At 71.3% G+C, this 10,604-nt stretch carries 6 protein-coding genes; 3 read left to right on the plus strand and 3 right to left on the minus strand.

All coding sequences use genetic code 11. From position 1 onward, the window contains the following. Positions 1 to 31: 31 nt before the first annotated feature. Entirely contained in the window at positions 32 to 3,883 is a 3,852-nt protein-coding gene (locus ABD481_RS11635; protein ID WP_344665598.1) for a DUF4082 domain-containing protein, read from the plus strand. A 125-nt stretch (positions 3,884 to 4,008) separates the two neighbouring features. After that, a complete protein-coding gene (locus tag ABD481_RS11640) occupies positions 4,009 to 5,064 on the plus strand; it encodes a glycosyltransferase family 2 protein (protein ID WP_344665599.1) in 1,056 nt (351 codons plus the stop codon). On the opposite strand, the gene ABD481_RS11645 is transcribed toward ABD481_RS11640, so the two are convergent. Genes ABD481_RS11645 through ABD481_RS11655 form a run of 3 tightly spaced genes read right to left on the minus strand, consistent with a single transcriptional unit; the run spans position 4,982 to position 9,566 of the window. Beyond that, positions 4,982 to 6,949 carry a lipopolysaccharide biosynthesis protein gene (locus ABD481_RS11645; RefSeq protein ID WP_344665600.1) on the minus strand — a complete coding sequence of 656 codons (1,968 nt, stop codon included), beginning with the start codon at positions 6,947 to 6,949 and terminating at the stop codon, positions 4,982 to 4,984. The two genes, ABD481_RS11640 and ABD481_RS11645, sit on opposite strands and share 83 nt — an antisense overlap. Beyond that, on the minus strand, positions 6,949 to 8,433 hold the full coding sequence (locus ABD481_RS11650; protein ID WP_344665601.1) for an O-antigen ligase family protein: 1,485 nt from the start codon (positions 8,431 to 8,433) through the stop codon (positions 6,949 to 6,951). Before ABD481_RS11650 ends, ABD481_RS11645 begins: the two co-directional genes overlap by 1 nt. A gap of 14 nt (positions 8,434 to 8,447) precedes the next feature. Then, a complete protein-coding gene (locus ABD481_RS11655; protein WP_344665602.1) occupies positions 8,448 to 9,566 on the minus strand; it encodes a hypothetical protein in 1,119 nt (372 codons plus the stop codon). A 279-nt stretch (positions 9,567 to 9,845) separates the two neighbouring features. On the opposite strand from ABD481_RS11655, the gene ABD481_RS11660 reads away from it, so the two are divergent. After that, on the plus strand, positions 9,846 to 10,520 hold the full coding sequence (locus tag ABD481_RS11660) for a hypothetical protein (protein ID WP_344665603.1): 675 nt from the start codon (positions 9,846 to 9,848) through the stop codon (positions 10,518 to 10,520). The last annotated feature ends 84 nt before the right edge of the window (positions 10,521 to 10,604 follow it).

Here is a 10,604-nt window from a genome sequence, read left to right on the forward strand (position 1 = left end):
CCGAGCAACCTGACCGAGAAAACGGAAAACGATGAGACAGAGCAGGAGATACACGAAACTCCGGACGGCGCTCTACGCGACCATGACCATGGTGCTCGCGGCGACCGTGACCGTCTGGGGCAACGCACCGCAGGCCTTCGCGTCCTGCGGCAACGCCGTGGCGTGCGAGAACCAGCAGACGACCGGGCGGCAGGACCTGACCGACGGCGCGAACAACCTGGCGACGTACACCAGCGCGTACGGTGACATCCAGGGCTTCGCGACCGCGCAGAGCGCCCTGCCCGGCGGGACCGTCAGCCTGAAGGTGCAGTCGCCGACCAAGTACGCGGTCGAGGTCGCGCGCCTGGGCTACTACGGCGGTCAGGGCTCGCGGCTGATGTCGTGGACGATGAACACCTCGACCGGCACCTACCCGGCGACCTACGGCAGCACGCTGCCGGCCTGCGTCAGCGACAAGCCCACCGGTCTGGTCGACTGCGGCAACTGGGCCACCACGGTCCAGATCCAGGTGCCCTCGACCGCGGTGTCCGGGCTCTACATCGTCTCGCTGGAGCAGTGGGACAGCACCGACGCGCTGATCGGCTACATGCCGGTCCCGGTGATCGTGCGCGAGCCGGACAACGCCGCGCACCACAGCGACATCGTCGTGCAGACCTCGGACGAGACCTGGCAGGCCTACAACACCTTCGGCGGCCAGGACGTCTACGTCGGCAACGGCCCGGCCCCCGACGGCCGCGCCTACCGGGTCAGCTACAACCGGCCGCTGCCGGACATCGGCCAGAACGGCGTGTTCGGCTCGGAGTTCGCGCTGCTGTACTGGCTGGAGGAGAACGGCTACGACGTCTCCTACATCTCCGGCATCGACGCGACCAACGACCCGGCCTCGGTCAGCAACCACAAGGTCTTCATCTCCTCGGGCCACGACGAGTACTGGAACCAGGCCCAGTGGAACAACGTGATGGCCGCGCGGCACGCCGGCCAGAACCAGTTCTTCATGTCCGGCAACGAGGTGTTCTGGCGCACCCGGTTCGAGAACAGCATCGACGGGACCAACACCCCGAACCGGACGCTGACCACGTACAAGATGACCAAGCTGTACGACTCCACCCCGGTGAACGGCATCCCGGACCCCTCGGGCCAGTGGACCGGCACCTGGATGGACGCGCACGGTCTGGGCACCGGGGCCGCCCCCGAGGACCAGATGACCGGCACGCTGTTCTCGGTCAACGCCAACCAGTACTCGCCGATGACGTTCTCCGCGGCGTACGCCAAGATGCGGCTGTGGCGGAACACCTCGGTGGCCGGCCTGCTGTCCGGGTCCACCAGCACGCCCTACGGCCTGCTGGGCTATGAGTGGGACTCCGACTACGCCGACTCCACCCGGCCGCCGGGCATGATCGACCTGTCCTCGACCACGCTGAACGTGGACCAGCTGCGCCTGGACTACGGCAACAGCTACGGCAACGGCCAGGCCACGCACAGCCTGGTGGAGTTCCGCGACCAGACCTCGCACTCGCTGATCTTCGGCACCGCGACCGTCCAGTGGTCCTGGGGCCTGTCGAACCTGCACGTGGACAACACCGGCGTGGCCAACCCGCCGAACCCGCCGAACCAGAGCACGACGGAGAGCCGGGACGTCAAGCAGGCCACCATGAACGTGCTGGCCGACATGGGCGTGCAGCCCAGCACCCCGACCACCGGCCTGGTCACCGGCTCGGCGCTGCCGGCCGGCACCCCCGGCCCGACCACGCTGGTCACCGCCCCGGCCTCCGGGACCACGGTGCAGGTGCTCAAGCCGATCAGCATGACCGGCACCGCGACGCCCGCCGCGGGCACCGTGGTGGCCCGGGTGGAGGTCTCCACCGACGGCGGCACCACCTGGAACAAGGCGGCCACCACGCCGACCGTCGCCGGGGCGGTGTCCTGGAGCTACGCCTGGACCCCGACCTCGACCGGCAGCGTGGCGGTGCAGGTGCGGGCCGAGGACGACAACGCCGACATCGGCGCCGTGCAGACGCTGAACCTGACCGTGGGCCCGCAGATCTGCCCGTGCGTCATCTTCCCGTCCACCGCGGCGCCGGCGCAGGCCGACAGCGGTGACGGCGCCTCGGTGGAGGTCGGGACCAAGTTCCGGACCAGCACCGCCGGCAAGGTGACCGGCGTCCGCTTCTACCAGAGCACCGCGAACACCGGCTCGCACGTGGCCAGCCTGTGGACCTCCACCGGCCAGCTGCTGGCGTCCTCCCCGGCCTCGACCGCGGTGTCGAGCACCCCGGGCTGGCAGACGCTGAACTTCACCACGCCGCCGATGATCAAGGCGAACACCACCTACATCGTGTCCTACCACGCGCCGGTCGGGCACTACGCCGCCGACGCCGGGTACTTCACGTCCAAGGGTGCCGGGCAGACGCCGATCCAGGCGCTGAAGACCGGCACCGACGGCGCGAACGGCGTGTACGCCTACGGCGGCTCGACGGTGTTCCCGAACAACTCCTACAACGACACCAACTACTGGGTGGACCCGGTCTTCGACAACACCGGCGTGCCGACCACGCCGCCCACGGTGACCTCCACGTCGCCGTCGTCGTCGATGGCCGCGACCTCGCCGACCACCACGGTCAGCGCGAACTTCAGCTACGCCATCGACATGTCCGCGGTGACGTTCACGGTGAAGGACGGCTCCGGGACCGCGGTCCCGGGCTCGCTGAGCTACACCTCGGCGACCAACACCGTGGTGTTCACCCCGGACAGCCCGCTGGCGCTGAGCACCACCTACACCGCCTCGATCCAGGCCTCCGACATCAACGGCAACGCGATGACGGCGCCGTCGACCTGGAACTTCACGACGGCGGCCACGATGCCGGCGCCGTCGTGCCCGTGCGCCCTGTGGGCCGGCACCACGGTGCCCGGGACGGTGGACTCCGGGGACGGCAACGGCGTGGAGCTCGGGGTGAAGTTCTCGTCCTCGCTGGACGGGAATGTGACCGGGGTGCGCTTCTACAAGAGCGCCGCGAACACCGGCACCCACACCGGCACGCTGTGGAGCAGCACCGGACAGCAGCTGGCGGCCGGCACCTTCACCGGTGAGAGCGCCTCCGGCTGGCAGACGCTGACCTTCGCCACGCCGGTCGCGGTGACGGCCGGGACCCAGTACGTGGTCTCCTACCACGCGCCGTCCGGCCACTACTCGGTCGACGCCGGGTACTTCACCAACGCGCACAACTACTATCCGCTGAGCGCCCCGGCGAACAGCACCAGCGTGAACGCGCTGTACTCCTACGGAGCGTCCACGGCGTTCCCGACGGACACGTACAACGCGTCGAACTACTGGGTCAGCCCGGTGTTCCAGAACACCGCGGCCGGGGCCGCGGCGACCTCGTCGGCGGCCTCCTCGGCGGCCATCGTCAACGGGGCGCAGCTGCGGGCCACCACGGCCAAGCCCACGACCGGCACCGCCAAGGCCGCGACCGCGCGCAAGCTGGACCCGGTGATGGACCCGACGCACCCGATCACCACGGTGCTGCCGGCCATCGCCCAGCCGGCGACGGTGCGGATGACGGTGCAGACCGTCGGCGCCACGCCGGGCCAGGAATGGCAGCCGGGCACCTCGATGCCGGGGTACGTGACGTTCGAGCCGAAGACGCACACCGTGGCGTTCCACCCCAACGGTGGGCTGCCGCGCAACGCGTCCTACCGGGTCACGGTCACCGCGAACGGCCCGAACAACTCGGCGCTGCCGGAGCTGACCTGGCTCATCGCCCCGACGCCGATCTCCGGCAACGGGCCGAACATCCCGGGTCTGGGCACGCCGGTCGGCGTGGCCCCGGGCTACGTGCCCGGTCCGGCCACGGGCGGCAAGAACACCCGGCCCGCCGGCCGGTGAGCAGTGACCAGCAAGAAGTAGATCGGTAGAGAGACAAAAGAGTGGCAGACCATCGGCCGGGCCCCGCGGTTCACACGGCGGGACCCGGCCGATCGGCTGTCGGCGAGGAACCGTTGAGGAGTGCGATGGGCAGCGTCAGTGTCGTGATTCCCTGCTACCGGTACGGCCATTTCCTGGCCGACTGCGTACGCAGCGTGCTCGACGAGCAGCCGGGGGTCGATGTCCGGGTTCTGATCATCGACGACGCCTCACCCGACGACTCGGCGGCGAAGGCGCACGCGCTGGCCGCCGCCGATCCGCGGATCGAGGTGCGGGTGCACGAGACCAACAAGCGGCATATCGCCACCTACAACGAGGGCCTGCTGGAGTGGGCCGACGGCGACTACTGCGTGCTGCTGTCGGCCGACGACCGGCTCACGCCCGGCGCGCTGGTGCGGGCCGTCGCGCTGCTCGACGCGCACCCGAACGTCGGCTTCGTCTACGGGCATCCGCTGACCTTCCAGGACGGCGAGGACCTGCCGCCGGCGCGCGGCGTGGACTGGCGGCCCGGCCAGTGGGCTGTGCGCTCCGGGGACTGGTGGCTGAAGCGGCGGTTCCAGGCCGCGCAGGGCTGCATCACCTCGCCGGAGGTGGTGATGCGGACGTCGGTGCAGAAGCGGATCGGCGGCTACGACCCGGGGCTGCCGCACTCCGGGGACATCGAGATGTGGATGCGGGCCGCGGCGGTCTCCGACGTCGGGCACATCCGCGGCGCGGACCAGGCCTACTACCGGCGGCACGGCGCCAACATGTCGGCCGTCGACTTCGGCGGACAGCTCGACGACCTGCGGCAGCGGCGCGCGGCCTTCGAGTCGGTCTTGGTGAAGTGCGCCGAGCAGATGCCGGAGGGCCAGGCGTGGGCGGCGCGGATGCGGCGCAAGATCGCCCGGCAGGCGCTGCGGCGCGCGGTCCGGGCTTATGACAAAGGCCTGACCGGCACCGTCCCGGTGGACGAGCTGACGGCGTTCGCGGCCGAGTGCTGGCCGGACTACCGGCGGCTGCCGGAGTACACCGGGCTGCGGGTGCGCCGCGCGGTGGGCGCCCGGACCATGCCGTATCTCAGGCCTCTGGTGCTGAGTGCAGCGGTGAACCGGGGTCGGGAGTGGATGTGGTGGCAGTCTTGGCGGCGCCGGGGCTGGTGAGGAAGCTCTGGAAGTCGTGGCCGCGGCTCCGGGCCCGGCCACGGCGGTGGTCCTTGGTCCGGTCGAAGGACCGGTCCAGGGCCTCCTGGAGCTCGCGGTCGAGCTCGAACTCCGGAGCGCCGGTGTCGCCGGCGGCGGCGCGGCCGTTGTCGTGGGCACCGTCGCGGGCACCGTCGCGGACCAGCTCCAGGGTGGCGGCGCGGGCCGGCTCGGGGGCCTTCTCGTGCTCCGGGCCGTGCTTGGTCTTCCAGTCCATCTCGCGGCGCAGCATGTCGCCGCTGTCCACCACGTCCCCGCCGCGTCCGCGGTCCCGCGCCGGACCGAAGTCCAGCAGGTCGGGCCGGACGTCGGCGCGCCGCGGCAGCGGCTTGAGCTTGATCCGGTCCGGCCGGGCGGACGGTTCCGGCGCGGGCTCCGGTTCCGGCGTCGCGCCGAACCGGCCGGCCACCTTGCCCCAGATCAGCCGCAGCATCGGCAGCGGCACCGCGATCGGCACGTAGGCCGCCGTCGACAGCAGTCCGGCCACCGCCACCGCCAGGTCCGAGTCGCCGAGGGCCTGCTGCACCGCCAGCGCGACCCCGACCACCACGACGCCGCCGAGCACCGGCCGCCAGCAGACCGCGAGCACCCGCCGGGTGTCGACGCCGACGGCGCCCAGCGTCAGCAGGTAGGCCGGCGCGATCAGCACCAGCGCCACCGCGACGTGCGCCACGCCGATACCCATCAGGCCATTGCGATGGCCGCCGTAGATCAGCGCCGGGACCAGCGCGCACAGCCACAGCGCCTGTACGGCCAGCAGGGCCCGGGAGCGGCCGGCGGCGACCAGGAAGTCGTAGCAGAGCTCGAAGATGATGCGCAGCAGTCCGAGCAGCGCCAGGAAGCGCAGCGCGCCGGCCGAACCGGACCACTGGCCGCCGTAGACGCCGCGGACGATCGGCCCGGGCAGCGCGAACAGCAGCGCGCAGGCCGGGACCGAGGCCAGCAGCAGCGGCGACAGGCCGCTGGCGAAGCTGTCGGTCAGCGCCTGCTTGGTCTCCACGGCCCGGGAGAAGCCGGCGAAGGACACCCGGCGCGCGGTCTCGGAGATGGCGCGCACCGGCCAGCTCGACATCGTGAAGGCCACCCGGTACAGGCCCAGCGCGACCGGCCCGAGAGTGGCGCCGACGACGACCGAGTCGGCGTTCATCGTGCCCAGCACGAACAGGCTGGCGCCGGCCAGCGGCATGCCGTAGTGGATGAGTTCGCGGGCGGTGGCCGAATCCCAGCCGGGCCGCAGATATCCGGGCGCCGCGATGGCGCAGCCGATCAGCGCCATCATCACTCCGGCGATGCTGCCCCAGGCGAAGCTGCCGGCGCCCCAGCCGGCGAAGGCCAGGATCAGGGTCAGGCCGGAGCTGACGACGAAGGTCACCAGGTCGATGGTGAGCCGGGCGCCTTGCCGGAACTCCCGGGTCAGCACCGCGTTCGGCACGCAGGCCAGGCCGTCGACGACCACCGCGAAACACAGGATGCGCAGGATGCCGACGGCGTCCGGGGAGCCCAGGGCCCCGGCCACGGTGGGCGCGGCGAACCACAGGACGACATAGAGCGCCAGGCTGGAGCCGGTGGCCAGGGTCACCACGGTCGGCGCGAACTCCCGGGGGTCGCGGGACCAGCGCACCACGGCCAGGCTGACGCCGAGCTCGTTGAACGAGAGCAGGACGGCCTGGACGACGCCGCCCAGCGCGTACAGGCCCCAGTCCCGCGGCGAGAGCGCCTCGCGGGCCAGGATCACCCCGGTGGCGAAGGTGCCGATCCGGATGACCAGGGTGTTGATCAGGCTCCACTTGGTGGCCGAGCGGACCCGGTCGCCGAGGGAGGCGGCAGCGGCGCGGCGGTGCTTCATCAGGCGCCGCTCATCCGCTGCTCGCGCTGGGCCGCCTCGGCGCGGGCGATGCCCAGATAAGCCCCCGAACATCCCAGCAGCAGGAAGAACAGGCCGCTGAGCATGGGGAAGCTCAGGGTGTCGAAGGTGGCGCTGATGACCAGCATCACCGCGAACGCCGCGGCGAAGCACTGGCCCAGGTCCCGCTGGGCCGGATCGACGCTCAGGCGCCGCCCGAGGCGGCCGGCCCGGATGCCGGTGAGGTACACGACCAGGACCGCCGCCACTCCGACGACTCCTATCTCGACGAGGGCCAGCAGGTAGTAGTTGTCGGTGTAGCGGTAGAGGGCCGGGATGAAGGTCGAGGGACCCCGCCCGAACCACAGGCGTTCCTTGATGTACGGCGCCACGCCGGCGTAGTCCTTCGTGCGGGCCTGGGTGCTGTTGTCGGAGTTGCCGGAGGCCGAGGAGAACAGCACCAGGATGGTGCCCATCAGCCCCGGGACCAGGACCCGGACCGCGGCCGCGCCGAACAGGGCCATGAAGTAGGCCGGGCGCCGCCGCTCCTTGGGCCAGGACGGCATCAGGATGGCCATCGTCACCACCAGGCCGATGATCGCGGTGCGGGACACCGTCATCGGCAGGCTGACGATCATGATCGCCACCGGGGCCAGCCGGCGCGCGTTGTTGCGCCAGCCGGGCAGCCGCCGCGCCGGGTCGCCGGCCTGTTGCAGCGCGAAGGGCAGGTGCACGGCGATGACCGCGCCGAACTCCAGCGGCTGCGTGGTCGTGCCCTGGGCGCGCAGGTGCCCGCCGCGGTCGCCGGCGCCGGGCATGATGTTGGTCTGCAGGCCGGGCAGCACGATGTGCTCGGTGAGCCGGAATCCGGTGAAGAACTCCAGGATGCCCATCGCGGCGACGACGGTGCCGAACAGCACCAGCCGCCGCAGCAGCACGTCCAGCCGGCCGCGGTCGGTGATCCCGGCCGAGGCCATGGCCACCAGCCCGCACCAGACCAGCCCGATGATCAGCGCGCGGTCGGCGGCCTGGATCTCCGCGCCGCTGGCCACGCGCCCGGAGACGCCGACGTAGGAGATGAGGATGACGCCCATCAGCAGGCACATCGCCTTGCGGACCGAGCTGGAGCCCGGATCCAGGCGCAGGTGCCCGGTCATCCGGCCGGCCATGAACCACAGCAGGGCCATCACCGAGTACATCGTCGCCGGGGACCCGAGCGCGCCCAGGTTCGCGACCGTCTCGGTGGCGGGCATCAGCATGATGAGGAAGGCGTAGCCGGTCAGCACGGCGGTCGCGTCCCACCGCGTGGCGTCGGCCTTGGACTGTCGCAGCCGGCGCCGGCCGGCCGGGCCGGGGCCGTCGGGGGACGACGGTGCCGGGTCCGGTCCGGTGCCCGGGTCGGTGTCCGGGCCGAGGTCCGCGCCGGAGCGGGGGCCGGGGACCCGGCGGGGTTCACGGGTGACGCGCGACGGCGCCGAAGCGCTCATGGTGCGCCGGGCCCTCAGCGTGTGCCCGGGTCGCGGTCGCCGACCGCGAGATCTTCGAGCGGGCGCGACTCGATGTCGATCCAGGACTCGGAGCCGCTGTCGTCCTCGCTGTCGTGGTCCGCCTCGCGGTAGCGGGGGAGGGCGATGGTGGTTTCGAGCGTGGTGGGCGTGCTCGCCGAGGGACGGCGCTTGGCCAGGCCGGCCGACTCCGAGGCGGCGGCCCGGGGGCTCGGCTCGTCGAAGGCCTCCAGCAGATCCGAGGCGGCGCTCTCCACCGGCTCGGTGCTGCGCGGCCGGCTGGTGCCGCCCGTCGTGGCGCGGCGCCGGGCCGACGGGGCCGACGAGGCCGACGAGGCGGAGGCCCGGGTGCGGGACTCGGAGCGGGGGAGGTCGAAGTCGGCGTCGCGGTCGGCGGCGCGTTCGGTGCTGCGCTCGGCCCGTTCAGTCCGCTCTGTGCGCTCATTCCGTTCTGTGCGCTCAGTGCGCTCAGTGTTCCGTCCGGTGTCGGAGTTGCGCGGCACGCTCGCGGGCCGGCCCCGCCGAATGGCCAGCGCCTCCGCGCCGAACGTCGACACGAACAGCAGCACCATGCCGCCGACCCCGGCCCCGGCGACGTCCTCGAGCTTGGACTTCATCGACGCGATCGGCTTCTGCGGCGGCACCATGACGATGGCCCGCAGCAGCGTGTTGGCCGGCAGCGGATACTGGAGGTTCTGCGAGGTCTTGTTCTGGATCGACGCCAGCTCCGCGATCGCGAAGTCGTCGAACGTCTTCATCTCGGCCAGGATCTTCTGCGGGTCCTTGCCGGTGATGGTCAGCGTGATGAACGGCCCGGACGCGTTCGGGGCCAGCTCCGCGGCCGCCAGGTCGGTGACGCCCTGACCGGCCAGATCGGCCATCGACTGGTCGGAGTTCAGCGTCCGCGCCAGGTAGTCGGCCATCCCGGTCAGCGAGTTGTCGAACGCGGTGAAGGGATTGCCGGTCCGGTTCTGCCCGCTGGAGGCGGCCGCCGAGTTCAGCAGGCTGATGGTCGAGGTCGACGCGTACTTCGCGGGAACGGCAAACCACGCCACGACAGGAAGCGTCAGCGCCAGGACCAGAGACGGCACGCTCACGTACCACCGTTTGATCATGACGCGGATCATTGTGCCGAGATCCATGGTCCCCCCACGTTTCGCGTCGGCCGTCCGCGGCGAGCCCTGAGCAGGACCCGACGAAGGTCCATGATATGTCCCTATCAGTTCTCTGGAAAGAAAAAGTAAAGGATGGGACCTAGGGATCTCCCGCAGCCGAGAGCTTCCGGTCACCTCCGAGGAGCAGGATTATCAAGGGGGCGCTTCCACGAGGACACGCGCCGTGACGAGTCGCCGCCACGCTCCACGCGACTCGCCGTTCCGAGAGGTGGGGGAACTATGCGAACGTTGCGACGGATCGTGCGAGAACACTGGCGCCCGTGGCACCTGGCCGTACCGATCCTGGTCCTCACGATGGCGATCGGCTACCTCGCCTCGCACCCGGCCCCCCGGTTCCGGGCCCAGGCCGTGATCGAGATCCAGGCCCCCAAATCAGAACTCGTGCACGCCGACAACCCCAACCCCTACGCCGACGTGAAGGGCTCCCTGGCCGCCACCGCCGCCATGGTCGCCCAGGGCCTGTCCAGCGACTCCAGCGCCGCCGCCCTCCACGCGCAGGGCCTGGCCGCCGGCTACTCGCTGACCCCCCGCAACAGCGGAACGGTCCAGGAGCCGTACTACTGGCTGCCCCGCCTGGACATCACAGCCGACGGCCCCAGCGTGGCCGCCGCGATGTCCTCCCTCAAAATCCTGACCGCCGCCCTCAACGACGACCTGATCAGCCTGCAGGACCGCGCCGGCGTGAGCCCGACCGACCGCGTGACGACCGGCGTGCTGGTGCAGCCGAGCACGGGCATGATCCCGGTGCGGAAGTCGCGGGCGCTGGCCGGAGTGGGCCTGATCGGGATCGCGGTCGCGTGGCTGGTGCCGGCCTGGATCCGCAATGTGCAGCGCCGGCGCGCGCCGGCGTTCCGGGCCGGACGCTTCGGGGCGGTGCCGGCGACGAACGAGTAGGCCGAGCGGCTCAAGTCGGCGCAAGGCAGTCCATGGCAACCCAAGGTAGCCCAAGGTGGCCCAAGGCGGCCCAGGGTAGCCGGG

Origin of the sequence: Catenulispora yoronensis, from assembly GCF_039531695.1 — a bacterium.
In the GTDB taxonomy this organism is placed as follows: domain Bacteria; phylum Actinomycetota; class Actinomycetes; order Streptomycetales; family Catenulisporaceae; genus Catenulispora; species Catenulispora yoronensis.